The organism is Caulobacter sp. GW821-FHT10A10, assembly GCF_059415745.1.
Genome location: NZ_JBWKNV010000003.1, coordinates 392,063 through 417,766 on the forward strand (window position 1 = coordinate 392,063; position 25,704 = coordinate 417,766).

The following is a 25,704-nucleotide window of genomic DNA, read 5'->3' on the forward strand; positions in this document are numbered from 1 at the left end:
CAGAAATCAGACGCCGCGACAGCCGATCGGCCGTCGCGGCGTTTTCGTTCGTGCAACCCCTCATCCGTCGGCTTCGCCGACACCTTCTCCCGCAAGGGGAGAAGGACGAGTCTAGAAACCTCCCCCTCTGGGGGAGGCGGCCGAAGGCCGGTGGGGGGACGTTTTCAGCTTTCGAGGGGCTGGAAGGGTCGCAACAACTCCCCCCACCGATCGCTTCGCGATCACCTCCCCCACGGGGGGAGGTTCCTTGAGATCTACGCCGCCTCGGCCTGACTCCACCGCGCCACCGTCTCCAGCAGCCGCATCGGGTTGATCGGCTTGCCCAGGTGGTCGTCCATGCCGGCGGCCAGGCAGTTGGCGACCTGTTCGGGCAGCACGTTGGCGGTCATGGCGACGATCGGCGTGTGGCGGCCGGCGTGCTCCAGGGCGCGGATGCGGCGGGTGGCGGTCAGGCCGTCCATCACCGGCATCTGCACGTCCATCAAAACAAGGTCGTAGGCCTTGCCGGCCTTGAAGGCGTCGACCGCCCCCACCCCGTCGACGGCCGTCTCGACCTCGACGTCGAACGGCGCCAGCAGCGCCCCGATCAGCTCGCGGTTGGCCGGATTGTCCTCGACCAGCAATACCCGCGCCGGCCGCTCCAGCGCCGCCGGCTGCGGCGCGACCGGAATGTCGGCGACGCTCTCGGTGATCGGCAGGTCGACCTCGAACCAGAAGGTCGAACCCTTGCCCAGGGTGCTCTCCACGCCGATGCGGCCGCCCATGGCGTCGATGATCCGCTTGCAGATCGCCAGACCCAGGCCCGTGCCGCCGAACCGGCGCGAGACGCCGGCGTCGGCCTGGATGAAGCGCTCGAACACCGCCTCGTGCATGTCGCCCGGCAGGCCGATGCCGGTGTCGCGCACCTCCATCCGCAGGCGCTGGCCAACGTCGCTGGCCTCCTGGCTGACCGAGATCAGGATCCGCCCCTCGCTCGTGAACTTCACGGCGTTGGACAGGAAGTTCAGCAGCACCTGATTCAGCCGCGCGGCGTCGCCGACCAGGGGCTTCAGGCCCGGCCCGAACTCGACCAGCACGGGCAGGCCCTTCTCCTGGGCCTGGGTCTCGATCAGGGCGGCGGCCGAGCGGGCCATGTCGCAGGGACGGAAGGGCTCGGCGTCGAACTCCAGCCCCGCCTCCAGGCGCGAGAAGTCGAGCACGTCGTTGATCACGCCCAGCAGGGTGTTGCTGGCCTCGTGGATCAGCCGCACCTGCCGCGCGTCGCCCTCGGCCAGGGCCGACGACTGCCGCAAGAGGCCCGAAAAGCCGATGATCGCCGTCAGCGGCGTGCGCAGCTCGTGGGTCATGTTGGCCAGGAAGTCGGCCTTGGCGGCGGCGGCCGACTGGGCCTCCTGCGCGGCCTGGGCCAGGTCCTGCGCCAAGCGCTTGCGCTCGGTGATGTCGCGGCTTGTGGCGATGAAACCGCCGCCGTCCTCGGGCGGCACCAGCGAATAGGTGCTCTCGATCCAGATCGTCCGGCCGTCCTTGTGCCGGAAGCGGTATTCCATCGTGCGGCTGTCGTTGGCGTCCTTCAGCTGGCGGATGGCCGCCACGGCCTTGGCGCCGTCCTCGGCGTCCACCCCGAAGATGTTGGGCGCGGCCAGGAACTCCTCCGACGTGTAGCCAGTCAGGCGTTCGATGGCCGGCGAGTTGTAGAGCCGCCGCCCCTTGGCGTCCCACAGCGACAGGGCGTCGGTCAGGTTGTTGGCCAGGATGCCGTACAGCGACTCCTGCTCGCGCAGCCGCGACAGGGCGCGCTCGGCCTCCAGCCGCCGCCGCTCGGCCTCCTCGGCCGACTGGCGCTGCACCTTCAGGCTCTCATAGAGGTCGCGCTTGGCCGCCTTCAGGTTCAGGCGCTGGCTATGCAGGAAATAGACGAGCGGCCCGCCGGCGACCGCGACGATGGTCATCGTCATCCACGGCGTGAAGATGTACGGCCGCGCCAGCAGCAACACGTTCACCACGTAGTCCGTCCCGACCGCCACGATCGCCACGACGGCGATGGTTGCGAGGGTGCGAAGGATGCTGGCTCTGAACATGGCCCCAGGATCGACGGCGCGACGGATCGAACGGCTCGATCCATCCCGTTTGTCCATCATCTAGGAGTCCGAGGTGCTAAAATCGAAGCCTCGGATAACGCTGAAACGCCCATCGCGACGCTAGGCCGCAGGGCCGGACGCACTCAAGGTGGCGCTTTTAGCCAAGCTCTCGCCTTCCAGCGTCGGCTATCCGACCGCCGTGCGGGAAAAGGCGTCCAGCGGCACGATCTTGCCGTCGATCCGCACCGGCGCGCGGGCGTCGGGATTCGTGGTCAGCGCCAGGCCGTCGATCGACAGGCCCTTCACGTGCCGCGCCCACAGGCCCCAGGCCGGCGGGTCGCCGAACATCCTGGGCTCGGGATAGGCGTCGGCCAGGTCCGCCGGTTCGACGCCCACCGCCTTGGCCCCGCCCAGGAACGACAGTTCCAGCCCCTCCAGCCGCACGTCCTCGATCGGCGCGTCCGGCAGGCCAGCCAGGATCACCGGCAGGTCGGCCCGCGCCTCGGATCCCGAAAGGTTGCGCACCCGCACCCGACGCAGCGCGCCCGCCTTGGTCCCCTCCGGCCCGCGCAGCCGCGCGCCCAGCCGCAGGAACAGCGGCGCGCTGGTCATCTCCACGAGGCGCACGTCCTCGATCTCGACGTCCTCGATGGTCCCGCCGTCGACCGTCTCCAGCGCCAGCCCGCGCGAGCGCTCCAGCACGCAGTCCTTGATGCGGATGCGGCGGAAGTCGCCGTTGCTCTCGGTGCCGATCTTGATGCGGCCGGTGACCCGGTCCTGGTCCGGCGCGATCTGCTGGACCCGCCCCAAGCTGCCGTCCAGCACCGTCCCCGCGTCGAAGCCCGAGACGTGGCAACCCACGATCTCGACGTCTTCCGTCGGCATGGCCTCGCCCAGGGCCATCGAGGCCTTCAGCACGATGGCGTCGTCGTTGGGGGTGTTGACCCGGCAGTGAGCCACCCGCACCCGCCGGCAGCCGTCGATGTCGAGTCCGTCGCGGTTGGTGTCGATCAGCAGGTTTTCGATCGCCAAGTCCTCGCAGCCCGTCGCCAGCAGGGCGAAATGCCCGCCGCGATGGAGCGTGAAGCCCGACAACCGGACGTTTCGGCAGCGCTTCAGGGCGATCGACTTGTTGCCCTGCCCGATCATCGCCGCGCGCTCGGGCACGAGCTCGGCCATGGCCTCGGCGGACAACCCCACCATGCTCAGCGGAAACTCGCCGGCCTGCCGGCGCCAGCGCGAGCCCGGCCCCTCGCGGGTCAGGCCCTCGCCGTCGATGCGGCCGGGACCGACGATGGCGACATCCTCCAGGTCCTCGCCCCAGATAAGGCTGTTGCGCCAATGGCTGTGACCGAAGTCCTGGTAGAGGTCGTGCGGATTGTCCTCCGGCGGATCATAGGCCCCGCCGTGACGGGCCGGATCGGCGGCGACCAGCACGCAGCCCTCGTCCAGCTGCAGGGTCACGCGGCTGGCCAGCCGGATGGAAAAGCTCAGATAGCGCCCCGCCGGCAGCCACACGGTCCCGCCGCCGGCCGCGCTCGCCGCCGAGATGGCGGCGTTGATCGCGTCGGTGTCCAGCGCCTGCCCGTCGCCGACGGCGCCGAAGGCCCGGACGTCGAAGGTCACGTATAGAGGCCGTGGCGGCGCAGGAACGGCGGCAGGAGCTGCGGCCAGCTCATGTCCAGCCCCTTGGGACCGGTCAGCCCGAACCCATGCCCGCCCTTCTCGAACATGTGCAGCTCGCTGGGCACGCCGGCCTTGCGCAGCGCCGAGTACAGCAGCAGCGAGTTGTCGGCCGGCACCACCTTGTCGTCGGCGGCGGTGGCGATGAAGGTCGGCGGCGTGTCGGCCGGCACGTCCAGCTCCAGCGAGATCGCCTTGCGCCGCGCTTCCGAGGCGTCGGCGCCCAGCAGCTCCTTCAGCGAGCCGCCGTGCGCGTACGGCGCCTGCATGGTCACCACCGGATAGAACAGCCCCGCCACCGACGGCCGGGTCGACAGCGTGTCGATGGCGTCGATCGGCGCATAGGTCTGGCGCTTGAACTGGGTCGACAGCCGCCCGGCCAGGTGCCCTCCCGCCGAGAAGCCCATCACGCCCACGCGCTCGGGATCAAGGCCCAGTTCCCCGGCCCGCGAGCGGATGATGCGCATGGCCCGCTGGGCGTCCTGCAAGGCCACGTCCGGCCCGGCCGCCCAGCCGTCGGCCGGCAGGCGGTAGGTCATGACGAAGGCGGTGACGCCCTGGTCGGCGATCCACTGGTCGATCGCTCCGCCGGCCTTGCTGACCGCTACGCGCACATAGCCGCCGCCCGGGATCATCAGGATCGCCGCGCCGTTGGGGTTCTTGGGCCGGCGCATCATCAGCACCGGGTCGTTGATGTGCAGGAAGGCCGTGTCGTTGGGATCGCCGCCCGGCGTGCGCAGGATCACCTGCTCCTTGGCCGTCACCTTCTCGCCCCCTGGCGCCCTGCCCGGCCAGATCGGCTGGATTTCCAGGGTCGGCTTGGCCGCCGCCGGGACGGCTTCAGGAGCAGCGCCTTGCGCCAGGGCCGGGCTGGCGGCGGTCGCGCCGGCCAGGGCCAGCAGGGAGCGACGATCGATCATAGGATACCTCAGTTTCCGCGCAGGGCCGCGTTGGAACGGGCCGCGCTGGGAGCCATGACGAAGCTGTCGGGCGGGGTGGGCCTGGCCGGATCAAACGATCCGACGTCGGCCGCCAGATGGCGCGCCAGGTCCGGAACGCCCGCCTTGATCCCCTCCACGATGCATCGCGCCAGTTCGTAGGCGCCGTAGTTGTCGTGGTGGGTGATGTCCTTGCCGCCGTCGGCGAAGGCCTTGGGCGATTCCGTCGGCCCCAGCGCCTCGTAGAAGGCCTTGCTCATGGCCGCCAGGTCGATGACCGGCACGCCCAATTCCTGGCCCACGGCCAGCACCGCGGCCGGATAGTCGCCGTGGGTGTTGATGATCTTGCCGTCCGCGTCAAAGCGCCGGCGGTGCATCGAGGTCACCAGCACGGGCGTGGTCCCCCGCCGCCGGAACTCGCCGACATAGGCCTTGAGGTAGTCGCGATAGGTCGTGGCCGCCTCGACATAGGTCTGGGGCCAGTTTTCCTTCTGGTCGTTGTGGCCGAACTGGATCAGCGCGAAGTCGCCGGCCCGCGTCTGGCTCAGCACCTTGTCCAGCCGATGCTCCATCAGGAACGACTTCATCGTCTCGCCGGACTCGGCGTGGCTGGCCACCGACACGGTCGGGGCGAAGAACCTGGGCAGCATCTGGCCCCAGCCGGCCGCCGGCTCGAAAGGCTGGTCGGTGACCGTGGAGTCGCCCAGCAGGAAGACGCGCGGCACGCTCGCCGGCTCCACGGTCATCCGCGCCACCTTGGGGGCCGGACCGCAGAACTCGACGGTCAGCCGGTCGTCCCAGTTGGGCGTGCCCTTCTCGCGCGGATTGAGGATCACCTCGGTCCCGCCCGGAGCATTCTTGGGCGGCGGCGGCAGGGCGGGGTTACGGGTGTTCACGACGAACACCACCTCGCGGCGCTCCTTGGCCTTGGTGCGGATCTGCTCGGCCACCAGCCGGCGGGACTCGGCCTTCACGGTCAGGTCGGCGCCGCCGTCGACCTCAAGGGTCACGCGCCAGTCGCCTTCCGGAACGGCGACCGAGAACGACCGCCCCTCCCCCGGTTCGAAGCCGTAGCCCGAGGCGGCGTCGTACAGACGGTCGGCGGCGACCGGGGTGAAACCTTCGCGCGGCTTGGCGGTGAAATCGAACCTACGGGCGGTCATCGGCGTCTCTCCCGCCAGGGCGGCGGTCGCGGGCGCCAGAATCAGGCCGGCCAGAACGCTGCGTCGCTTCAGCTGCATCCCCGTCGCCCCTCCCCATCGCCTGCGGCTGCTGGCCGCCATTCTGCGGCGGACCATTCCGAAGAACGGGCTCGGACGCAAGGAATTTCACATATCGCCACATCAAACCAATATGTGGGACAAATAATGCGGCAAGCTGCAGTGATCGGACGAAACCCCGCTTGCGACGCATGGGAGGCCCGACTATGGTCCGCGCCGCTTCTCACGGCCACCCCCGTGTCGACAGCGGGCCGGTAGCTCAGTGGTAGAGCATTCGACTTTTAATCGAATGGTCCTGGGTTCGAATCCCAGCCGGCCCACCACCCTTCCCTTTGAAATCCATAGCGTTTTAAGTTTCCCCTTCGGGGACCCAGACCCTTGTGGCGCGTCCGTCGCCCAAACTGCGCCTTGGTTCGAAGCCAACTCGGCTCAACCATTCGGAAGCGCCGCTCGATTCGTCTTCAACGGCGGATGACGACTTGGCTTTCCGCGCGTTAGGGTCACGTCATGCGAAGTCTGCTCCTCCTCGCCGCCGCGCTTCCCCTGCTCGCCGCCTGCGCCAGCACCCGTGAACCGGCTCCGGAGCCGCCGCCCGAAAAGATCCAGACCACCTCCGAGGCCAACAAGGACGGCATCGGCGGCGCGGTGACCGCGCCCCTGCGCGACGTCAACCTGATGCGCACCAAGATCCCGCCCGCCCTGCTGGAGGCCATGCAGGATCCCTACGCCCGGCCCATGCCCGCCAGCTGCGGCCAGCTAACCGCCCTGATCAAGCCGCTCGACGCGGCCCTGGGCATCGACATGGACCAGGTCCCGCCCGGCGAGGACGAGGACCTGATGGACCGGGGACGCAAGGCCGCCGGCGACGCCGCCCTCGGGGCCATGGCCAGCGCCGCCCAGGACCTGATCCCGATGCGCGGCTGGGTCCGCAAGCTGACCGGGGCCGAAAAGCACGACCGCCTCGTCCAGTCGGCCATGGCCTCCGGCGCCGTGCGTCGCGCCTATCTCAAGGGTCTGGGCGAGGCGCGCGGCTGCATGCCGCCGGCCACGCCCCAGCACCGTGGCGAGCCCCAGCCCGAGCCCAAGAAGCGCCGCTTCCCGTTCATGGGCGGCGCCGACGCGCCCCCGCCCCCGCCGCCCAAGCCGCCGCCCTCGGTGGTCGGCCCGACGGTGGAACCCATCCCCGACGTCCACGCCCCGCCGGCCGAGCCCGCAGCGGCCGAAACCGCCAAGACCAAGCGCAAACCCCGCTACCCCGTGGTTCCCGCCGCCCCGGCCCCGGTGCAGCCCGCGCCGCCGACCGGACCACAGGGACCGGTGGGGTAAAGATCCTCCCCCCTCTGGGGGAGGTGTCGCGGAGCGACGGAGGGGGGCCGTTCTCAGCTTCCAACCCGCCGACCGCCCCCTCCCGTAAAATCCCCGCGAAAGCGGGGACCCAAGCTTTTCACCGCCCACTCCGCCTCCCTCGCCCCTGTGGCGAGGGCCCATGCCGGCGACCGCTCAAACCTCGGCCGTCCTCGACAGGTCTGAGCAACTGAACGATGGATCCTGGGCACAAGGCCCAGGAAGGCGGTGTTGGGTTGGGCTGATGGGGATTGGTGAGCGTCTATCCCCGTCGCGCCCGAACCAAACCCCAACCAATCCAACCCCTTGCAACTTTCTCAGCGCTCTGGATCAGACGCGCTCAAACCCGCTGCATAATCAACGGGTCTCGCCGCACCGAAGGGGCGCGCGGCCAGCGACCATGCGGCGGCGGGATGCGATCGAGCGGGGCTGGGGCGGATTGGGAAGATCCGTCGCGTCCGGGGACCTGGCGCTGGCCAGGCCCGCCCGTCGCCTGCTTGGGCGAGGACTACAGAGCGCCCCTCTCCTCGTCGCCGTCCGAAGAGGAAACTCCAAGGACGGTCCTGGTAAGGCGTTAAGAGCGCCGCCGCCCGGGAAGCCGGCAGCCAAACGACCGCGCGGAGCGCCTAGGCTTCGTCGAAACGGTAACAACACAAAGCACTCCGGGCGTCGCCCGGGCGCTCCGCTCTCCTTCGATCAGCTCAGCGCAATCGCGCGTGAGGAAGAGAAGCCATGCGCTCAAGGAACCTCCCCCTCTGGGGGAGGCGGCCGAAGGCCGGTGGGGGGACGTTTTCAGCTTTCGAGGCCGTGGAAGGTTCGCTGTCACTCCCCCCTCCGATCGCTGCGCGATCGCCTCCCCCAGAGGGGGAGGTTCCTGCAGGGCCACCTTCTCCCGCAAGGAGAGAAGGGCTTACTTCTGCCGCGCCGCGAAATCGCGGCGGAACTGCTCGAACCGCCCTTCGGCGATCGCGGCGCGCATGGCCGCCGTCAGGGCCTGGAAGAAGGCGATGTTGTGCCACGACAGCAGCACCTGGCCCAGGATCTCCTCGGCCTTGAACAGGTGGCGCAGATAGGCCTTGGAATAGTCGCGGCTGGCCGGGCAGTCGCTGGTCGGGTCCAGCGGGCTCTCGTCCTCGGCGAAGCGGGCGTTCTTGATGTTGATCGCCCCGTCCCAGGTCCAGGCCTGGCCGTGGCGGCCCGAGCGGGTCGGCAGCACGCAGTCGAACATGTCGACGCCGCGCGCCACGGCCTCCACCAGATCGATCGGCTTGCCCACGCCCATCAGGTAGCGCGGACGATCGGCCGGCAGCAGGCCCGGCGCATAGTCCAAGACCTCGCACATCGCCTCGTGGCCCTCGCCTACCGCCAGCCCACCGATGGCGTAGCCGTCGAAGCCGATCTCCTGCAGCCGCTCCGACGACTCCCTGCGCAGGCTCTCGAAGGTCGAGCCCTGCTGGATGCCGAACAGGGCCTGCGTATCGCGCGTGCCGAACGCCGTCTTCGAGCGCAGGCCCCAGCGCGCCGACAGCTCCATGCCCTGACGCGCCCTGGCCTCTTCCGCCGGCCAGGCCACGCATTCGTCCAGCTGCATGACGATGTCGCTGCCCAGCAGGTCGGCCTGGATCTCCATCGACCGCTCGGGGCTCAAGACGTGCTTGGTCCCGTCGATGTGGCTGGCGAAAGTCACAGCCTCTTCGGTGACCTTGCTGATCCCCGACAGGCTCATCACCTGGAAGCCGCCGCTGTCGGTCAGGATCGGCTTGTCCCAGCGCATGAACTTGTGCAGCCCGCCCAGGCGCTTCACCCGCTCGGCCGTCGGCCGCAACATCAGGTGGTAGGTGTTGCCCAGGATGATGTCGGCGCCGGTGTCCTTGACCTGGTCGACCGTCAGGGCCTTCACCGTGCCGGCCGTGCCCACCGGCATGAAGGCCGGCGTGCGGATGTCGCCGCGCGGGGTCTTCAGCACGCCCGTCCGGGCCTTGCCGTCCGTGGCTTTGATCTCGAAGGGGAAGGCGGCCATCTAGACGGTCTCGGTTTCGGCGCGGAACAGCAACGAGCCGTCGCCGTAGGAATAGAAGCGGTAGCCCGTCGATATGGCGTGCTCATAGGCCGCGCGCATCACCTGGCGGCCGGCGAAAGCGCTGACCAGCATGAACAGGGTCGACTTGGGCAGGTGGAAATTGGTCATCAGCACGTCCACCGCGCGGAAGCGGTAGCCCGGCGTGATGAAGATCGCCGTCTCGTCGGCGAAGGGCCGGACCACCCCGTCCTCGCCCGTGGCGCTCTCGATCAGGCGCAAGCTGGTGGTGCCGACGCAGACGATGCGCCCGCCGGCGGCGTGCACGGCGTTCAGGGCGTTGGCCGTCTCTCCGCTGACCTCGCCGAACTCGGCGTGCATCTTGTGCTCGGAAACCTCGTCTGTCTTCACCGGCAGGAAGGTGCCCGCCCCCACGTGCAGGGTCACGAAGTGCAGCGAGACGCCCTTGGCCTTCAGGGCCTCCAGAAGGCCTGGCGTGAAGTGCAGGCCCGCCGTCGGCGCAGCCACCGAGCCGTCCTCGCGGGCGTAGACGGTCTGGTAGTCGGCGCGGTCGCGGTCGTCCTCGGCCCGCTTGGCGGCGATGTAGGGCGGCAGCGGCATCATGCCGTGACGGGCGATGCCGATGTCGAGGTCGGGGCCGGAAAGATCGAAGGCCAGCACCACCTCGCCGCCCTCGTGCTTCTCGACGACGGTGGCGTCCAGGCGCTCGGCTTCGCAGGGCGTCGAGCCGACGGCGGCGAAGGCCACGCGGTCGCCGGCCTTGAGGCGCTTGCCGGGACGCATGAAGGCGCTCCAGCGGTCCGGCGCGATGCGGCGATGCAGGGTGGCCTCGACGGCGACCGGCGTGCCGTCGGCCCCGCCGGTCGTGCGCCCCTCGCGCAAGCCCGACAGGCGGGCGGGGATCACCCGGGTGTCGTTGAACACCAGGGCGTCGCCGGGACGCAGGAAATCGGGCAGCTCGCGGACGACGTGGTCCGCCAGCTCCTGTCCCGGACGCACGACGAGAAAGCGCGCGCTGTCGCGCGGCTCGGCCGGGCGCAGGGCGATGCTGTCGTCGGGAAGGTCGAAGTCGAAGTCGGAAAGGCGCATGGGCCGGCTTCAAGGCCACGAAGGGGCGGCAAGGTCAAGGCGCGCCGCGGCCGCACGAGGCGCCGCGCGGTTACGCAGCACCGCCCTGCCCGGCCTTTCCGGCGCTTGCGGGCTTACGCAACCGTCGTCCACGCGTGCTAAGGCTGGAGCATGCAGTTGATCCTTCATCTCGTCCGACTGTTCTTCCGCGGCGCGGCCCTGACGCTGGCGCTCACCGGGCTGGCCATGGGCCTGGCGGGCCTCGGCGGCGCCTTCAGCGACCGGCTCGACATCGTCACCCACGTCGCGCCGCTCTGGCTGGCTCTGGGCGTGGTCGGCGGGATTCTGGCGGCCATCGTCTCGCGCCGTAGCGAGCGCTGGGCGATCGTGGCCTTCGGCGTCGCGGCCGTCCTGCTCAACAGCGGCCTGATGGCCCCGGAACTGATCGCCGCCCGCCGCCCGCACGACGCGGGTCCGGCGACGCTGAAGGTCGTGCAGTTCAACGCCTGGGCGCTCAACGAAGACCCCAAGAAGGCGCTGGCCTGGGTCCTCGCCCAGGACGCCGACGTAGTCTTCGTGGAGGAAGGCGGCGGTTGGTCCTGGCCGCTCATCTGGCCTCTGCGCAAGCTCTATCCGTTCTCGGTCTCCTGCGCCGGCAAGAAGCCCTGCGAGACCTGGATCTTCAGCAAGAAGCGGATGATCGACCGCGGCGGCTTCTACGAGGACGGCGATCACTTCTCGGGAACCTGGGCCACCCTGGCCGACGCCGACGGTCCCTTCACCGTGATCGCCGCCCACTATGTCTGGCCGATCCCGGCCGGACCTCAGCAGGCCCAGACCCGCCGCCTCGCCGACATCCTCACCCGCTTCGACAAGAAGGGCATGATCGTCGCCGGCGACTTCAACTCCACGCCCTGGTCGTGGAGCCTGCGCCGCCAGGACAAGATGTTCGGACTGGAGCGCCGCACCCGCGCCCTCGCCTCCTGGCCTGCCAAGGGCGGCCTGCGGATCGGCGACCTGCCCTCGCCGGTGCTCCCGATCGACCACGTCTACGCCGGCTCGCAATGGAAGACGGTCAGCGTGCGCCGCGGCCCGTCGATCGGCTCGGACCACCTGCCGGTGGTGATCACGCTCAAGCGCGGTTGAGGCGGAAAGGAAAAAGGCCCCTCCGTTTCCGAAGGGGCCCTCTCTGACTTAGGCGTCGGCGGCGATCTTGGCGCTGACGATCTTGCCCGGCGCGCGGGGCGGCTCGCCCTTCGGCAGGCCGTCGACGTGTTCCATGCCTTCGGAGACCACGCCCCAGACGGTGTACTGCTTGTCGAGGAAGGTGGCGTCGTCGAAGACGATGAAGAACTGGCTGTTGGCCGAGTTCGGATCCGGTGTGCGGGCCATCGAGCAGACGCCGCGCACGTGCGGCTCGGCCGAGAACTCGGCCTTCAGGTCGGGCTTGGAGGAGCCGCCGCGGCCGGTGCCGGTCGGGTCGCCGCCCTGGGCCATGAAGCCCGGGATCACGCGGTGGAAGACGACGCCGTCATAGAAGCCCTCGCGGACCAGTTCCTTGATCCGCTCGACGTGGCCGGGCGCCAGGTCGGGACGCAGGGTGATGGTGACCGGGCCGGTCTCCAGCGTCAGGATCAGGGTGTTTTCGAGGTCAGCCGACATGGTCGTCCCTTCGGATTGGAATATTGGGCGCTCTTTAGCCCGTCGAACGGCGGCTGTGAACCAGCCGGTTACCGAACCTCGACGGGAAGCTCGAGATCGCAGACCGAGAAGTCCGCCCCCCGCGCCTTGCGAACGGCGGCGATCTGGCCCTGGAACCAGGCGCCCTTCGGGTCGATCACCTTCACCTTGGGGCGCTCGGCCTCGGGGATGTCGGCCAGCAGCCGCACGGTGGTCATCTCGTCCTGCGGATCGGCCACCGGCTCGCCGGTCTTGATCGCCCGCACGACGTCGAGGCCCGAGATCACCCGGCCGAAGGCCGTGTAGCGCTTGTCCAGCGACGGATAGGGCTGGCGCATCAGGAAGAACTGGCTGTTGGCGCTGTCGGGCGCGTCGTCGCGGGCCATGCCGACCACGCCCGGGCAATAGGTCCCCCAGGCGGCGACCTTCTTGTCGCTGGTCATGGTGCTCCACGCCCAGCCCTGGCTGACCACCGGCAGCGACTTCAGGAAGCCGACCTCGGTCCCCGCCGGCGAAGCGGCGACGACGAACGGCAGGTCCTGGTCGCGGCGGAAGGTGAACTCGGCCTTCAGGTTGGGCTTGTCGGTATTGCCCTGGCCGGTGTCCTCCGGATCGCCGGTCTGGGCCATGAACCGGTCGATGACCCGGAAGAAGGTGCGGCGGTCATAGACGCCGGCTCGGGTCAGTTCCTGCAGGCGCGCCACGTGGGCCGGCGCGACCTCGGGGATCAGTTCGACCAGGATGCGGCCGCGGTTGGTGTCGATCACCATCACCGTGTCCGGCGCCGGCGTGCGCCAGTCCGACGTCTTCGGACCGGAAGCCGCCACGACCGCGACCGCCTTGGCCCGCTTGGCCTTGGACGCGGCCTGCGCCCCCGGGACGACCGCCGCGAAGGCGGCCAGGGAGACGGCGGCGACGGCGATCGGCAGGCGCATCAGGACCTCGGCTTACTTGCTGACCTTGGCGGGCACTTCCACGTCGCAGATGTTGAAGCCGACGCCAAGCTCAGCCTGACGTTTCTTCAGCACTTCGGCGAAGGCGGCGCTGCGGGTGTCCATCACCTGCACGGTCGGGCGCTTGTCGGCAGGAATGTCGGCCAGCACCTTCACGCTGATCATCTTGTCCTGCGGATCGGCCACCGGCTCGCCGGCCTTGATGGCCCGCACCACGTCCAGGCCCGACAGCACGCGGCCGAAGGCGGTGTAGGTCTTGTCCAGCGACGGATAGGTCTGGCGCATGAAGAAGAACTGGCTGTTGGCGCTGTTGGGATCGCCGGCGCGGGCCATGCCCAGCACGCCGGGACAGAAGTTGCCCCAGGCCTGCACCTTGCCGTCGGCGGTCATGGCCGCCAGCATCGACGACTGGCTGGTCACGGCCAGCGGGCCGACGAAGCCGGTCTCCAGCGAGCCGAGCTTGCCGGCCGGGGCGAACGCACCGCCGGTCCCAGCGCGACGGAAGGTGAACTCGGCCGTCAGGTCCGGCTTGTCCGAACCGCCCGTGCCGTCGTTCTTCGGATCGCCCGTCTGGGCCATGAAGGTGTCGATGACGCGGAAAAAGGTCAGGCCGTCATAGAAGCCGGCGCGGGCCAGTTCCCGCACCCGCTCGACGTGGCCGGGCGCGGCTTCGGGAACCAGTTCGGCGACGATGCGGCCCTTGTTGGTCTCCACCACCAGCACGTTCTGCGGGTCGGGCGTGCGCCATTCGGCGACTTGACCAGCGACTTGGGCCGACGCGGCGATGGGCGCGGCCGAGGCCGAAACGAGCGCCAGGGCGGCGACGCCGAGAACGCGGAACGCAGACTTCATGGATTTCCCCGAACAGATCTCCCGCTCCGCGTTAAAGCGCGCGAAGCGGTACGACAAGCGCTGCCGATATGCGCCGACGATTTCGACGACTTGTGGGCGAAAGACCCTCCCCATGAAGGGAGAGGATCTGGTCAGCGGTTCTTGATCTTCCCGATCAGCTCCGCCGCCACGCCTGGCGTGACGAACTTGCCGACTTCGCCGTCGAGGGAGGCGATTTCCTTGACCAGCCGGGAGGCGATGGCCTGGTGGCGCGGGTCGGCCATCAGGAAGACGGTCTCGATCTCGCGATCCATCTGCTGGTTCATCGCCGTCATCTGGAATTCGTACTCGAAGTCGGCCACGGCCCGCAGGCCGCGGACGATCATCTGGGCGCCGACCTCGCGGGCGAAGTGGATCAGCAGGCTGTCGAACGGACGGACCTCGATCACCGCGCCGCCCAGGTGGGCCGTCTCGCGCTGCAGCATGGCGACCCGCTCTTCGAGCGTGAACAGGGGGTTCTTGCCGATGTTCACAGCCACCCCGATGACCAGATGGTCGACCAGCTTGACCGCTCGACCGATGATGTCGAGGTGACCGTTGGTGACCGGGTCGAACGTCCCGGGATAGAGGCCAATGCGCATGAAACCCCCTGCGTCCTCTGACTTACGGGGTCTCATCCGCCCCGCTTGCGTCGCCCTGCCCTTCGTCGCCGCCGGCTTCCGCCAGACGCTCGACGCTCACGACATGCTCGTCGGCCGCCGTGCGGAAGACGGTTACGCCCTGAGTATTCCGCGCCGCAACACGAATTTGCGTGACGGGGCACCGTATCAGCTGACCGGCGTCGGTCACCAGCAGGATTTGGTCGCTCTCCTCGACGGGGAACGAGCCCACCAGCCTGCCGCCGCGCTTGGACAGATCCTGGGCCGCCAGGCCCTGGCCGCCACGGCCGGTGCGACGGAAGTCGTAGGCGCTGGTGCGCTTGCCGTAGCCTTCCGACGAGATCGTCAGGATGATCTCCTCGGCCGCGCCCAGCTCGGCGATGCGCTCGACCGTCAGGCTGGCCTCGCCGGCCTCCTCGTCGGCCTCCTCCGGCGCCGGGGCTTCGTCGCCCTCCTCGCCCGAGGCGGCGCGCAGCAGGGCGCGCTGGTGCTTGAGATAGGCGACGCGTTCGGCCGGGGTCGCATCGACGCTGCGCAGCACGGCCATCGAGATGACGGTGTCGCCATCGGCCAGCTTCACGCCACGCACGCCGGTCGAGTCACGGCTGGCGAACACCCGCACCTCGTCGACCGAGAAGCGGATGCAGCGGCCGGCCGCCGTGGTCAGCAGCACGTCCTGGTCGGCGTTGCAGACCGCCACGCCGACGATGCCGTCGCCGTCATCGAGCTTCATGGCGATCTTGCCGTTGCGGCGAACGTCGACGAAGTCCGACAGCTTGTTGCGGCGGACGCTGCCCGAGCGGGTGGCGAACATCACGTCCAGGCCGTCCCAGGTGGCTTCGTCCTCGGGCAGGGTCAGGATCGAGGTGATGGTCTCGCCCGGCTCGATCGGCAGCAGGTTCACGAACGCCTTGCCGCGCGAGTTGGCGGCGCCCAGCGGCAGCCTCCAGACCTTCAGCTTGTAGACCTTGCCGCCCGAGGTGAAGAACAGCAGCGGCGCGTGGGTCGAGGCCGAGAACACGCGGGTGACGGCGTCCTCGTCCTTGGTCGCCATGCCCGACTTGCCTTTGCCGCCCCGGTGCTGGGTGCGGTAGTTGGCCAGCGGCGTGCGCTTGACGTAGCCGCCCATGGTGACGGTGATGACCATGTCCTCGCGGACGATCAGATCCTCGTCTTCCATGTCGGCGTCGCCGTCGACGATCTGGCAGCGGCGCGGAATGGCGAACTTGTCCTTCACCTCGACAAGCTCTTCGCGGACCACGGCCATGATGTTGGCGCGGTCGGAAAGCAGTTCGAGATAGCCGCGGATGGCGTCGGACAGGCTCGCGGCTTCGTTGCCGATCTCGTCACGGCCCAGGCCCGTCAGACGCGACAGGGTCAGGGCCAGAATGGCGCGGGCCTGCTCGTCGGTAAGGCGGATCAGGCCGCCGTCTTCCTGCACGGTTCGCGGGTCGGCGATCAGGTCGACCAGCGGCAGCATGTCGCCAGCCGGCCAGGCCTTGGCCACAAGGCGCTCGCGCGCCTCGGCCGGGTCCTTGGACGAGCGGATGATGTGGATGAATTCGTCGATGTTGGCGACGGCGATGGCCAGGCCGACCAAGACGTGGCCGCGGTCACGGGCCTTGCCGAGTTCGAACTTGGTTCGGCGGACGACGACTTCCTCGCGGAACTCGACGAACACCTCGAGCAGCTTGCGCAGGCCCATCTGCTCGGGGCGGCCGCGGTTCAGGGCCAGCATGTTGACGCCGAACGAGCTTTGCAGCGCCGTGAAGCGGTAGAGCTGGTTGAGGATCACCTCGCCCGAGGCGTCGCGCTTCAGTTCGACCACGATGCGCATGCCGTCGCGGTTGGACTCGTCGCGGATGTCGGAGACGCCCTCGATCTTCTTGTCGCGAACCAACTCGGCGATGTGCTCGACCAGGTTGGCCTTGTTCACCTGATACGGGATCTCGGTGATGATGATGGCTTCGCGGCCGGTGCGGATCTCGTCGACCGAGGCCACGCCGCGCATGACGACCGAGCCGCGGCCGGTCAGCAGCGCGTTGCGCGGCGGCGAGCGGCCGATGATCTCGCCGCCGGTCGGGAAGTCCGGACCGGGCACGAGGTCGAGCAGTTGGTCGGTCGTCGCGTCCGGCTCGTCGATCAGCAGCAGGCAGGCGTCGATGACCTCGCCCAGATTGTGCGGCGGGATGTTGGTGGCCATGCCGACGGCGATGCCGCCCGCGCCGTTGACCAGCAGGTTGGGGATCCGCGACGGCAGGACGGTCGGTTCCTGCTCCTTGCCGTCGTAGTTGTCGGCGAAGTCGACCGTGTCCTTGTCGAGGTCGGCCAGCAGCGACATGGCCGGCGGCGCCATGCGGCACTCGGTGTATCGCATGGCGGCGGGCATATCGCCGTCGACCGAGCCGAAGTTGCCCTGGCCGTCGATGAGCACCAGGCCCATCGAGAACGACTGCGTCATGCGCACCAGGGTGAAGTAGATCGAGGCGTCGCCGTGCGGGTGATACTTACCCATGACGTCACCGACCACGCGGGCCGACTTGACGTACGGACGCTCGGGCGTCTGGCCCTGCTCGTGCATCGAGAACAGCACCCGGCGGTGCACCGGCTTGAGGCCGTCGCGCGCGTCCGGCAGGGCGCGGCTGACGATGACGCTCATCGCATAGTCGAGATACGAACGGCGCAGTTCGTCCTCGATGTTGATCGGGGCGATGTCTCCGCGCGGCCCTTCAGGGGGCAGAGTGTTTTGATCGTCGCTCAAGGGGATTTTTCGCCGTCAGAATCGAACACGGAACAGTCGGAAACAGTTAGCATTCCACCACGGACGGCGCCACCTTCGCGGCCCCATGCGTCCCTTTGATTGCAGGAGCAGTTTCATGCGTCTGACCGCCCTTTTCCTGGCCGCCGGCCTCGTCGCCGCCACCGCGGCCTCCGCCGCCGAAGCGCCCGCCACGGCGACCGCCGACATCAAGGGCGCTGACGGCAAGTCGATCGGCACGGCGACGCTCACCGAAGGCCCGCGCGGCGTTCTGCTGCGCATCGAGGCCAAGGGCCTGACGCCGGGCTGGCACGGCCTGCACTTCCACGAGAAGGGCGACTGCGGAACGCCCGACTTCAAGTCGGCCGGCGCCCACGTTCACGCGGCGACCACGGTGGTCCACGGCCTGCTGAGCGCCGAAGGCAACGACAATGGCGACCTGCCCAACCTCCACGCCGGGGCCGACGGTACGGCGAGCGCCGAGTTCTTCTCGCAGCTCGTCTCGCTCAAGGGCGGACGCGGCCGCCCCGCCCTGCTGGACGCCGACGGCTCGGCCATCGTCATCCACGCCAGCCCCGACGACTACACCAGCCAGCCGATCGGCGGCGCCGGCGCACGCAGCGCCTGCGGCGTGGTGAAGTAACCCTCCCTTCCGATTTTCGGGCGGAAACAAGAACGGCCTCCGGATCGCTCCGGAGGCCGTTGTCGTATGGGCTTGAGGCCGTCGCTTAGCGCGGGAGCACCAGGCCAGGATCGATCGGCTTGGCCTTGTCCTTCGGGGTCGGGGCGTAGCGGACCTCGAAGTGCAGCTTCGGCTCGCTGGCCCCGCCGGTCTGACCGACGGTGCCGATCTGCTCGCCCTGGCCGACCTGCTGGCGCATCTTCACGTCGGTGGTGGCCAGGTGGGCATAGGCCGTCACCCAGCCGTCGGCGTGCTTGATCAGCACGAGGTTGCCGAAGCCGGGCACCTGATTGCCGGCATAGACCACCTCGCCCGAGGCGGCGGCCTTGATCGGCGCGCCGGCGGCGGCGCGGATATCGACGCCGTCGTTGCGCTGGCCCGTGCCCTTGGGACCGAAGTCGGAGATCGTCTCGCCGCGCAGCGGCCAGATGAAGCGGCCGCGACCGGCGGCGGTGATCTCGGCCTCGGTGGGCGGCGCGCTGCTTTCGATGATCGGGCGCGACGGCGCCGGCGGCGGGGTCACCGGCAGGGCCGACACCGGGGCGCTCGGGCGCGAATAGGTGGTCGACGGGGTCGAACCCGACGGCGTGTAGGGACGCGGAGCCGACGGCAGGCCGGTGGTCGGCGGCGGGCTGGTCGGCGCCTGGGCCGTCGTGGTCGAACCGGCGGGACGCGGCGCGGGCGTGGTCACCGTCGTGCGGATCGGGCCGCGGTCCTTGTAGCCGTCGGGCAGGACGACCTTCTGGCCCTTCTTCAGCGACGCGCCGGCGCGCAGATTGTTTTCCTTCGACAGCGCCGAGACGCTGACGTTGAAGCGCTTGGCGACGCCGGCCAGGGTGTCGCCGCTTTCGGCCACATAGGCCTTGTCGGTGGTGGCCGGGCCTTTCAACTTCTGGCCCGGACGGATCACGTACGGGGCCTTCAGGTCGTTGTCCTCGACCAAGTCCTTGCGGGTGGTGCCGAGGTCGCGGGCGATGGAGTCGATGGCGTCGCCGGACTTCACCGTATGGATCTTCGGCTTGCCGGCCACCTCGATCACCTTGCCTGCGATCGAGACGGTGGTGGTCGTCGTGGCGGCCGGGGTCGGCTCCGGATCACGCTCGGCGACGACCGGACGCGACGGCGGCGGCGCGGACGGACGCGACGAGCCGATCGGCGGGGCCGAATAGGTCGGCGCGGGCGCGGCGCCGGCCAGCAAGGTCGAGCCGCCGGGAACCGGCTGCATGACCGTGGTCTTGGCCGGACCCTTGTCCTTGTAGCCCTGCGGCAGGCGGATCTTCTGGCCCGCGCGGATCGAGGCGCCCGACGACAGGTCGTTCTCCTCGGCCAGGGCGGCCGGGGTGACACTGAAGCGGCGGGAGATCGAGCTCAGGGTGTCGCCGCTCTCGACCACATACGCTTTCGCCTTGGTCGACTTGCCCTTCAGCTTCTGGCCGGGCTTCAGGCGATAGGGCTCGTCGAGGTCGTTCAGCTTGGCCAGTTCGGCGCGCGACAGGCCCATCTTGCGGCCGACGGCGTCGAGGCCCTCGCCCGACTTGACGACATAAACTTCCGGCGCGCCGCCGACGTCCACGACCTTGCCGTTCGTCGTGGTGACCACGACCGGGCGCAGGGCGGGCTGGGCGGGCGGCTGGTGCTGTACGGGCGGCGACAGCGGGCGGCTGTCGGCCGGCGGCGGGGGCGGCGGCGGAATCTCGGCGGTCGTCACCGGAGCCAGCGGCTGGCTCGACACGGCGCCGGCGCCGACCGGCGCGGTCACCGGCGGGGCGTCGTCCTCAGGCGGCGGCGCCTGGGTCGGAGGCGGCGTCTGGGCGGCCGGCGGAGCCTGGACGACGGGCGGGCTGACGCCCTCGCTGGCGCGGGTGGGATACTGCGCGCCGGTCGTCTCGCAGGCCGCGAGCGTTCCAGCCGTCAGGGCGATGACCGCCGCTTGCGTCCACAACTGCCTCATGACCTCTCCTTTCCTCGCGGAGCCTTCAAGTCGCCGCCGCAAGGGTGAATCAAACCTTAACCAAACACGCACGACGTCACCGAACCTGTGGACGCCGAACCCGCACTACTCGCGGGCGACGCCTTCCAGGATCGGGACGAAACGCACTTCGCACAGGACTTCGACCGTGAAGCCCCCCTTCCCGTCGCCGGCATAGCGGCGAAGGCTCTGGACCGGCCCACGTCCGACGGGTGCGACGAGCACGCCGTTGGGCTTGAGCTGGGCCAGGAGCCCCTTAGGTTCTTCTTGCGCCGCAGCCGTGACCATAATGCGGTCGAAAGGCGCCTGCTCGCGCCAGCCTTCCCAGCCGTCGCCGAATTTGGTGATGACGTTGGTCAGGCCGAGCACGGCGAAACGCGCCTCGGCCTCCTTCATCAGGGTGCGATAGCGCTCGACCGTGTAGACGAGGCGCGACACCCGGGAAAGGACCGCGGTCTGGTAGCCCGAGCCGGTGCCGATCTCCAGCACCCGGCAACGCGGCTCGACCGTCAGGGCCTGCGTCATCAGGCCGACGATGAACGGCTGGCTGATGGTCTGGCCGCAGGCGATCGGCAGGGCCGAGTCCTCCCACGACCGCTCCTTGAAGAGATCGGGGGTGAAGAGATCGCGCGGCGTCTTCTCGATCGCCGACAACACGTTGGGATCGGTCACGCCCTGCGCACGCAAAGCGTCGAGCAGCCGCTTCAGCAGCGCGTCAGGCGTTTCCGGTCGCTTGGCGCTCGCCATCACAGGCCGGGCTCCGGGCTGCTCTCCGACTTGGAGGCGAGCTTGGGCGGCGCGCCGCCCAACACGCCCTTGAGGGCGGCGACGGTGGCGTTGTGCGTCAGGTCGATATGCAGGGGCGTCACCGAGATGCGCCCTTCGTACACGGCCTTCAGATCGGTGCCCTCCGGCGGATTGGACGGCTTCACGGTGAACCCGGTCCAGTAGTAGTCGCGACCGCGCAGGTCCGTCCGCTTTTCCATGCGCCGCAAGTGCGAGTCGCGAAAGCCCTGGCGGGTCACTTCCACGGCATCGACCCGTTCCGGAGGCAGCGGCGGGAAGTTGACGTTCATGACGACGTCAGACGGCCAGCCGACCTCGAGCAGCCGGCGCACGATGCCGGGCCCGAAGTGCTCGGCGGTCTCCCAGTGGGCGACGACCTCGTCGGCGAAATAGGTCATGGCCTGCGACAGGGCGATCGACGGAACGCCCAGGACCATGCCTTCGATGGCGCCGGCGACGGTGCCCGACAGGGTGACGTCCTCGGCCAGGTTCTGACCGCGGTTGACGCCCGACAGCACCAGGTCGGGCTTCTTGCCCTCGATCAGTTCCTGAAAAGCCAGCGCCACGCAGTCGGTGGGCGTGCCCTCGACAGCGAAACGGCGGGCGTCGATCTTCCGCACCCGCAGGGGATCCGACAGGGTCAGCGCCCGGCTGGCGCCCGACTGCTCGTATTCCGGCGCGACGATCCAGACGTCGTCCGACAGGGCCGCGGCGATACGCTCCAGGCTTTGCAGGCCCGGAGCGTGGATGCCGTCGTCGTTGGTAAGGAGGATCCTCAAGCCGGGCCCCCGATGTGGGTCAGGCCGCCCATATAGGGCTGCAGCACGGCCGGGATATGGATGCGACCGCCCTCGTCCTGGTAGTTCTCCAGCACGGCCACCAGGGTGCGGCCGACGGCCAGGCCCGAGCCGTTCAGGGTGTGGACGTAGTGCGTGCCCTTCTCGCCGGCCTTCTTGAAGCGGGCGTCCATGCGGCGAGCCTGGAAGTCGCCGCAGTTGGAGCACGAGCTGATCTCGCGGAAGGTCGCCTGGCTCGGCAGCCAGACCTCCAGGTCGTAGGTCTTGCGCGCCCCGAAGCCCATGTCGCCCTTGCACAGGAGCATGGTGCGGAATTCCAGCTCCAGCTTTTTCAGCACCGCCTCGGCGCATTCGACCATGCGCTCATGCTCGGCTTCCGACTGATCAGGCGTGGTGATCGAAACGAGCTCGACCTTCTGGAACTGGTGCTGACGGATCATGCCGCGGGTGTCGCGGCCAGAGGCGCCGGCTTCCGAGCGGAAGCAATGGGTCAGGGCGGTCAGGCGCAGCGGCAGTTCTTCCTCGCCGGTGACCTGCTCGCGCACGATGTTGGTCAGCGAGACCTCGGCGGTCGGGATCAGCCAGTGGTCGCCGGTGGTGCGGAAGAGGTCCTCGGCGAACTTGGGCAGCTGGCCGGTGCCGAACAGGGCGTCGTCCTTGACCAGCACGGGCGGGCTGATCTCGGTGTAGCCATGCTCGACCGTCTGCAGGTCGAGCATGAACTGGCCGAGCGCGCGCTCGAGGCGGGCGACATCCTTCTTGAGCACCACGAAGCGCGCGCCGCTCATGCGGGCGGCCGCCTCGAAGTCCATCCCGCCGAGGGCCGCGCCGAGATCGACGTGGTCCTTGGGGGCGTTCAGTCGGCCGGCCGGCAGCTTGGAGCGATCGCCCCAGCGGCGTTGCTCGACATTGCCGGTCTCGTCCTCGCCTTCCGGCACTTCGGCGGCGGGGATGTTGGGCAGAGACGCCAGCAGGTCCTTCAGCTTGGCGCCGACAAGGGCTTCTTCTTCGCCGGCCTCGGCCATGCGGCCCTTCAGGGCCTCGACCTCGGCCATCAGGCGAGCGGCTTCGGCCTCGTCCTTCTTGGCCTTGGCCGCGCCGATCAGCTTGGAGCTTTCGTTGCGCTTGGCCTGGGCTTCCTGCAGGGCGGTCTGGGCGGCGCGCAGCTGGGCGTCGAGCTTGACGGCTTCCGACGCCGCGCCCGAACGGCCCTTGGCCGACCAGGCGGCTTCATAGGCTTCGGTGTTTTCGCGGATGGCCTTGATGTCGTGCATCGGGAGCGCTCGGAAGGAAGTCGTTAAGAAACGCCCTTCTCTAAGGCGCGTCGCCAAGGGCGCCAACCTTTTCGCACGTCCCCTCTCCCCTTGCGGGAGAGGGTGGCCTCCCGGAGGGAGGTCGGGTGAGGGGTCGCACGAACGAAAAACGCCGCGAAAGCGGATCGGCTTTCGCGGCGTCTGACTTTTGAGAGCCCCCTCATCCGTCGGCTATCGCCGACACCTTCTCCCGCAAGGGGAGAAGGAAGGCGGTTAGACCGCCACGACGTCCTTGCTCTCTTCGGCTTCGCGCTTCTTGCGGCCGCGCTCGATGATCCAGACGCACCAGATGCCGATCTCGTAGAGCAGGCACATGGGGATCGCCAGGGTCAGCTGGCTGATCGGATCGGGCGGGGTCAGGACGGCGGCGGCGATGAACACGCCGACGATGGCGTAGCGGCGGCCGGCGCGCAGCATCTTGGAGTCGATGATCCCGGCCATGCCCAGCAGCGACACCACGACCGGCAGCTGGAAGCACAGGCCGAAGGCCAGCAGCAGCGAGGTCACCAGGGTCAGGTAGTCCGACACCTTGGGCAGCAACTCGACCGATATGGCGTCGCCGAAGATCTGCTGGTTCATCGAGAACCAGACGATGAACGGCAGCATGACGTAGTAGACCAGCGCCGCGCCCATGACGAACAGCACCGGCGAGGCGATCAGGAACGGCAGGAACGCGCCGCGCTCGTTCTTGTAGAGGCCGGGCGCCACGAAGCGGTAGAGCTGCCAGGCCAGCACCGGGAAGGTCACGACGACGGCGCCGAAGGCCGACAGCTTCAGCTTGGTGAAGAACTGCTCCAGCAGCGCCGTGAACACGAACTTCTGATGGGCGATGTCCGCCGGCGGCGGCTTGATGCCGGTCAGCACCATGATCAGGTCGAACGGATTGTGGTGCGCGCCCCCCGCCTTGGCGGCCGCGACCATGCCGGCGGCCACCTCGAACGGGTGGATCAGGAACAGGAAGAGCTGGTTCGAGAAGTAGAAGCAGACGCCGAAACCGACGAACAGCGCCACCACGCAGACGATCAGGCGCGAGCGCAGCTCGGTCAGGTGCTCGAGCAGCGGCGCGCGCGAGGCCTCGATCTCCTCTTCGGGATCGTATCCGATCGAATTGGTCACGAGACGATGTCCGAGCTGGAAGAGGCGGTCTTGGTGGTGCGCTTGCGCGGCGGCTTGACGACGGTGGCGGCCGTCCCGCCGGCGGCGACGGCTTTAGCCGCCTTGGGGGCGGCGGCCTTCTTGGCCGGAGCCTTGGCGGCGACGCCGACGTCCTTGGACGCGGCCTTGGCGCGCGAGGTCTTGGAAACGATCTCGACGGTCGGCTCGGCGACAGTCTTGGCGGCGCGCTTGCGGGCCGGCTTGACCGGAACCTCGACTTCAGGCTCGGCGACCGGCTCGGGATTGTACCCGGCGTAGGGATGGGCCTGGACCGCGCCGCTGTTGAGGCTGGCGTCGATGTCGGCGAACACCTCGTCGACCGTGGCGTCCTTGGCCTGATCGACCGCGGCCTGCACCGGGTTGGCGTACTGGCCGGCGCGCATGGCCTCGACCTCGCGGCGCAACTCGTCCAGCTCCGACTGGCGGGCCATCTCGTCGAAGCTGGCGCGGAACTCGGCGGCCATGCCGCGGATCTTGCCGACGAACTGGCCGAGCTTGCGCAGGAGAACAGGCAAATCCTTCGGACCCACCACGATCAGGGCGACCGCGGCGATAACCAGAAGCTCAGCGCCGCCGATATCAGGAAGCATGAAAGCGCCTCAGACCGGCCCGGCGCTCCCCCGTGGAGACCTGGGCCGAGAGATTTGGAAAACAAAGCCGCGCCCTCCGGGGAAGGCGCGGCGAAAACAAACCTTACGACTTGCGCAGGTCTTCCTTCTCGGCCTCGGTGCGCGGCAGCGCGCCCGTGGACTTGTTGTCGGCGACTTCCTGGCTGGTGTCGTCCTTCAAGCCGTCCTTGAACGCCTTGATGCCCTTGGCCGCGTCGCCCATGATCCCGGACAGCTTGCCGCGACCACCGAAAAGCAGGGCGACGACCGCGATCACGATCACCCAGTGAATCCAGCTCATGCTACCCATAACGGCGGTGCTCCTTGCGACAGCGGCGCTTTAACCGCTGCGGCGTGTCGTTACAATGTCTCAGATAATATAGGCGTCCGCATGGCCATGAGCCAAGCGGTGCAAATCGCGGCCATTGCGCCCCGGCCAAGACAGGCTCAGCCTCAACGCCCCGGCTCTCCGCCCTCCAGTTCGCCCAGGAAATCCTGAGCGAATTCCGGCGTCTCGCCTTCGTCCAGCGGGTCCTCCTCCTCGCCGTCGGTCCGCAACCCCATCGGATCGGGCACGGAAAAGCCCGGCGGCAGGTTCAGATCGAGCAGCCCCGCGGCCTTCATTTCGGCCACGCCGGGCAGGTCGCCTAGATTCGCCAGGCCGTAGTGCTCGAGGAAAGCGTCCGTCGTCCCGAAGGTCACGGGGCGGCCCGGCGTGCGGCGACGGCCGCGCATGCGGATCAGGCCCAGCTCCAACAGCACGTCCAGCGTGCCCCGGCTGGCCTGCACCCCGCGCACGGCCTCGATCTCGGCCCGGGTGACGGGCTGGTGATAGGCGACGATGGCCAGGGTCTCCTGGGCGGCCTTGGAGAGGCGCCGCGGCTCCTCGCGCTCCTCGGTCATCAGGAAGGCGAGATCGGCGGCGGTCTGGAAGCGCCAGCGGCCGGCCACCTCGACGAGCTCGATCCCCCGTCCGTCCCAGCGGGCGCGCAGGTCGGCGATGCCGACGGGGATGTCGGCCCCGTCCGGCAGGCGCTTAGCGAGGTCGGCCACGCTCAGCGGCTCGGCCGCCGCGAACAGCAGAGCCTCGATGCAGCGTTCGGTGAAGAGAGGATCGAGGGTCATGCGCAGCGCCGGCCGGTGA

22 protein-coding genes and 1 tRNA gene are annotated in these 25,704 nt (G+C 69.0%); 4 read left to right on the forward strand and 19 right to left on the reverse strand.

The features are described from left to right. Nucleotides 1-254: 254 nt before the first annotated feature. From AC07NS_RS11155 to AC07NS_RS11170, 4 genes are all read right to left on the reverse strand, one after another. Entirely contained in the window at nucleotides 255-2,078 is a 1,824-nt protein-coding gene (locus AC07NS_RS11155; RefSeq protein ID WP_494603154.1) for a hybrid sensor histidine kinase/response regulator, read from the reverse strand. 186 nt (nucleotides 2,079-2,264) lie between these two features. Further along, on the reverse strand, nucleotides 2,265-3,704 hold the full coding sequence (locus AC07NS_RS11160; protein ID WP_494603155.1) for a rhamnogalacturonidase: 1,440 nt from the start codon (nucleotides 3,702-3,704) through the stop codon (nucleotides 2,265-2,267). Further along, on the reverse strand, nucleotides 3,701-4,681 hold the full coding sequence (locus tag AC07NS_RS11165; RefSeq protein ID WP_494603156.1) for an alpha/beta hydrolase: 981 nt from the start codon (nucleotides 4,679-4,681) through the stop codon (nucleotides 3,701-3,703). Before AC07NS_RS11165 ends, AC07NS_RS11160 begins: the two co-directional genes overlap by 4 nt. Before the next feature lie 8 nt (nucleotides 4,682-4,689). Further along, on the reverse strand, nucleotides 4,690-5,940 hold the full coding sequence (locus AC07NS_RS11170) for a rhamnogalacturonan acetylesterase (protein WP_494603157.1): 1,251 nt from the start codon (nucleotides 5,938-5,940) through the stop codon (nucleotides 4,690-4,692). A gap of 227 nt (nucleotides 5,941-6,167) precedes the next feature. Between AC07NS_RS11170 and AC07NS_RS11175 the strand changes: the two genes are divergently transcribed. Beyond that, nucleotides 6,168-6,242: transfer RNA gene (locus AC07NS_RS11175), tRNA-Lys, on the forward strand. 184 nt (nucleotides 6,243-6,426) lie between these two features. Continuing rightward, nucleotides 6,427-7,245: a hypothetical protein gene (locus AC07NS_RS11180; protein ID WP_494603158.1), complete on the forward strand. Its 819-nt coding sequence runs from the start codon at nucleotides 6,427-6,429 to the stop codon at nucleotides 7,243-7,245. 928 nt (nucleotides 7,246-8,173) lie between these two features. On the opposite strand, the gene tgt is transcribed toward AC07NS_RS11180, so the two are convergent. Beyond that, on the reverse strand, nucleotides 8,174-9,283 hold the full coding sequence (gene tgt / locus AC07NS_RS11185) for a tRNA guanosine(34) transglycosylase Tgt (RefSeq protein WP_494603159.1): 1,110 nt from the start codon (nucleotides 9,281-9,283) through the stop codon (nucleotides 8,174-8,176). Further along, nucleotides 9,284-10,390, reverse strand: coding sequence for a tRNA preQ1(34) S-adenosylmethionine ribosyltransferase-isomerase QueA (gene queA / locus AC07NS_RS11190; protein WP_494603160.1), 1,107 nt, complete (start codon nucleotides 10,388-10,390; stop codon nucleotides 9,284-9,286). It lies immediately after the preceding gene. Nucleotides 10,391-10,540: 150 nt separating this feature from the next. Between queA and AC07NS_RS11195 the strand changes: the two genes are divergently transcribed. After that, on the forward strand, nucleotides 10,541-11,515 hold the full coding sequence (locus tag AC07NS_RS11195; RefSeq protein WP_494603161.1) for an endonuclease/exonuclease/phosphatase family protein: 975 nt from the start codon (nucleotides 10,541-10,543) through the stop codon (nucleotides 11,513-11,515). 48 nt (nucleotides 11,516-11,563) lie between these two features. Here the strand turns inward: AC07NS_RS11195 and AC07NS_RS11200 are convergent, their stop codons facing one another. The 5 genes from AC07NS_RS11200 to gyrA all read right to left on the reverse strand — a co-directional run bounded on the left by AC07NS_RS11200 (nucleotide 11,564) and on the right by gyrA (nucleotide 17,253). Then, on the reverse strand, nucleotides 11,564-12,031 hold the full coding sequence (locus AC07NS_RS11200) for a peptidylprolyl isomerase (protein WP_494603162.1): 468 nt from the start codon (nucleotides 12,029-12,031) through the stop codon (nucleotides 11,564-11,566). Between the two features lie 68 nt (nucleotides 12,032-12,099). Further along, nucleotides 12,100-12,984, reverse strand: a complete 885-nt coding sequence (locus tag AC07NS_RS11205; protein ID WP_494603163.1) for a peptidylprolyl isomerase — start codon at nucleotides 12,982-12,984, stop codon at nucleotides 12,100-12,102. Nucleotides 12,985-12,996: 12 nt separating this feature from the next. Continuing rightward, nucleotides 12,997-13,854, reverse strand: a complete 858-nt coding sequence (locus AC07NS_RS11210) for a peptidylprolyl isomerase (protein ID WP_494603164.1) — start codon at nucleotides 13,852-13,854, stop codon at nucleotides 12,997-12,999. 131 nt (nucleotides 13,855-13,985) lie between these two features. Continuing rightward, nucleotides 13,986-14,474: a pantetheine-phosphate adenylyltransferase gene (gene coaD / locus AC07NS_RS11215; protein ID WP_110120905.1), complete on the reverse strand. Its 489-nt coding sequence runs from the start codon at nucleotides 14,472-14,474 to the stop codon at nucleotides 13,986-13,988. 22 nt (nucleotides 14,475-14,496) lie between these two features. Beyond that, a complete protein-coding gene (gyrA, locus tag AC07NS_RS11220; protein WP_494603165.1) occupies nucleotides 14,497-17,253 on the reverse strand; it encodes a DNA gyrase subunit A in 2,757 nt (918 codons plus the stop codon). Nucleotides 17,254-17,368: 115 nt separating this feature from the next. Between gyrA and sodC the strand changes: the two genes are divergently transcribed. Then, the gene (gene sodC / locus AC07NS_RS11225) at nucleotides 17,369-17,893 is read left to right on the forward strand and encodes a superoxide dismutase[Cu-Zn] (protein WP_494603166.1); all 525 of its coding nucleotides are present in this window, start codon (nucleotides 17,369-17,371) and stop codon (nucleotides 17,891-17,893) included. Between the two features lie 85 nt (nucleotides 17,894-17,978). Here sodC and AC07NS_RS11230 read toward each other — a convergent pair whose 3' ends face one another. The 8 genes from AC07NS_RS11230 to scpB form a co-directional block, all read right to left on the reverse strand. Continuing rightward, a complete protein-coding gene (locus AC07NS_RS11230) occupies nucleotides 17,979-19,883 on the reverse strand; it encodes a LysM peptidoglycan-binding domain-containing protein (RefSeq protein WP_494603167.1) in 1,905 nt (634 codons plus the stop codon). Nucleotides 19,884-19,988: 105 nt separating this feature from the next. Next, on the reverse strand, nucleotides 19,989-20,648 hold the full coding sequence (locus AC07NS_RS11235; protein WP_110120908.1) for a protein-L-isoaspartate(D-aspartate) O-methyltransferase: 660 nt from the start codon (nucleotides 20,646-20,648) through the stop codon (nucleotides 19,989-19,991). Then, nucleotides 20,648-21,466 (reverse strand): 5'/3'-nucleotidase SurE, encoded by an 819-nt coding sequence (gene surE / locus AC07NS_RS11240; protein ID WP_494603168.1) that lies wholly within the window; start codon nucleotides 21,464-21,466, stop codon nucleotides 20,648-20,650. Before surE ends, AC07NS_RS11235 begins: the two co-directional genes overlap by 1 nt. Continuing rightward, nucleotides 21,463-22,758, reverse strand: coding sequence for a serine--tRNA ligase (serS, locus tag AC07NS_RS11245; protein ID WP_494603169.1), 1,296 nt, complete (start codon nucleotides 22,756-22,758; stop codon nucleotides 21,463-21,465). The genes surE and serS overlap by 4 nt, the downstream gene beginning before the upstream one ends. A 252-nt stretch (nucleotides 22,759-23,010) precedes the next feature. Then, on the reverse strand, nucleotides 23,011-23,913 hold the full coding sequence (gene tatC, locus AC07NS_RS11250) for a twin-arginine translocase subunit TatC (RefSeq protein WP_494603170.1): 903 nt from the start codon (nucleotides 23,911-23,913) through the stop codon (nucleotides 23,011-23,013). Beyond that, on the reverse strand, nucleotides 23,910-24,542 hold the full coding sequence (gene tatB / locus AC07NS_RS11255; protein WP_494603171.1) for a Sec-independent protein translocase protein TatB: 633 nt from the start codon (nucleotides 24,540-24,542) through the stop codon (nucleotides 23,910-23,912). The genes tatC and tatB overlap by 4 nt, the downstream gene beginning before the upstream one ends. A gap of 103 nt (nucleotides 24,543-24,645) precedes the next feature. Continuing rightward, the gene (locus AC07NS_RS11260) at nucleotides 24,646-24,870 is read right to left on the reverse strand and encodes a twin-arginine translocase TatA/TatE family subunit (RefSeq protein ID WP_101711345.1); all 225 of its coding nucleotides are present in this window, start codon (nucleotides 24,868-24,870) and stop codon (nucleotides 24,646-24,648) included. A gap of 143 nt (nucleotides 24,871-25,013) precedes the next feature. Further along, complete coding sequence (gene scpB / locus AC07NS_RS11265) at nucleotides 25,014-25,685, reverse strand: SMC-Scp complex subunit ScpB (protein WP_494603172.1); 672 nt, start codon at nucleotides 25,683-25,685, stop codon at nucleotides 25,014-25,016. Nucleotides 25,686-25,704 lie beyond the last annotated feature (19 nt).

Excerpts from the sequence above, each read along its gene's own strand:
- AC07NS_RS11155 (WP_494603154.1), bottom strand. The coding sequence starts at position 2,078 with ATGTTCAGAGCCAGCATCCTTCGCACCCTCGCAACCATCGCCGTCGTG.
- AC07NS_RS11165 (WP_494603156.1), bottom strand. The coding sequence starts at position 4,681 with ATGATCGATCGTCGCTCCCTGCTGGCCCTGGCCGGCGCGACCGCCGCC.
- AC07NS_RS11170 (WP_494603157.1), bottom strand. The coding sequence starts at position 5,940 with ATGCAGCTGAAGCGACGCAGCGTTCTGGCCGGCCTGATTCTGGCGCCC.
- AC07NS_RS11180 (WP_494603158.1), top strand. The coding sequence starts at position 6,427 with ATGCGAAGTCTGCTCCTCCTCGCCGCCGCGCTTCCCCTGCTCGCCGCC.
- tgt (WP_494603159.1), bottom strand. The coding sequence starts at position 9,283 with ATGGCCGCCTTCCCCTTCGAGATCAAAGCCACGGACGGCAAGGCCCGG.
- queA (WP_494603160.1), bottom strand. The coding sequence starts at position 10,390 with ATGCGCCTTTCCGACTTCGACTTCGACCTTCCCGACGACAGCATCGCC.
- AC07NS_RS11195 (WP_494603161.1), top strand. The coding sequence starts at position 10,541 with ATGCAGTTGATCCTTCATCTCGTCCGACTGTTCTTCCGCGGCGCGGCC.
- AC07NS_RS11200 (WP_494603162.1), bottom strand. The coding sequence starts at position 12,031 with ATGTCGGCTGACCTCGAAAACACCCTGATCCTGACGCTGGAGACCGGC.
- AC07NS_RS11205 (WP_494603163.1), bottom strand. The coding sequence starts at position 12,984 with ATGCGCCTGCCGATCGCCGTCGCCGCCGTCTCCCTGGCCGCCTTCGCG.
- AC07NS_RS11210 (WP_494603164.1), bottom strand. The coding sequence starts at position 13,854 with ATGAAGTCTGCGTTCCGCGTTCTCGGCGTCGCCGCCCTGGCGCTCGTT.
- coaD (WP_110120905.1), bottom strand. The coding sequence starts at position 14,474 with ATGCGCATTGGCCTCTATCCCGGGACGTTCGACCCGGTCACCAACGGT.
- sodC (WP_494603166.1), top strand. The coding sequence starts at position 17,369 with ATGCGTCTGACCGCCCTTTTCCTGGCCGCCGGCCTCGTCGCCGCCACC.
- AC07NS_RS11230 (WP_494603167.1), bottom strand. The coding sequence starts at position 19,883 with ATGAGGCAGTTGTGGACGCAAGCGGCGGTCATCGCCCTGACGGCTGGA.
- AC07NS_RS11235 (WP_110120908.1), bottom strand. The coding sequence starts at position 20,648 with ATGGCGAGCGCCAAGCGACCGGAAACGCCTGACGCGCTGCTGAAGCGG.
- serS (WP_494603169.1), bottom strand. The coding sequence starts at position 22,758 with ATGCACGACATCAAGGCCATCCGCGAAAACACCGAAGCCTATGAAGCC.
- tatB (WP_494603171.1), bottom strand. The coding sequence starts at position 24,542 with ATGCTTCCTGATATCGGCGGCGCTGAGCTTCTGGTTATCGCCGCGGTC.
- AC07NS_RS11260 (WP_101711345.1), bottom strand. The coding sequence starts at position 24,870 with ATGGGTAGCATGAGCTGGATTCACTGGGTGATCGTGATCGCGGTCGTC.
- scpB (WP_494603172.1), bottom strand. The coding sequence starts at position 25,685 with ATGACCCTCGATCCTCTCTTCACCGAACGCTGCATCGAGGCTCTGCTG.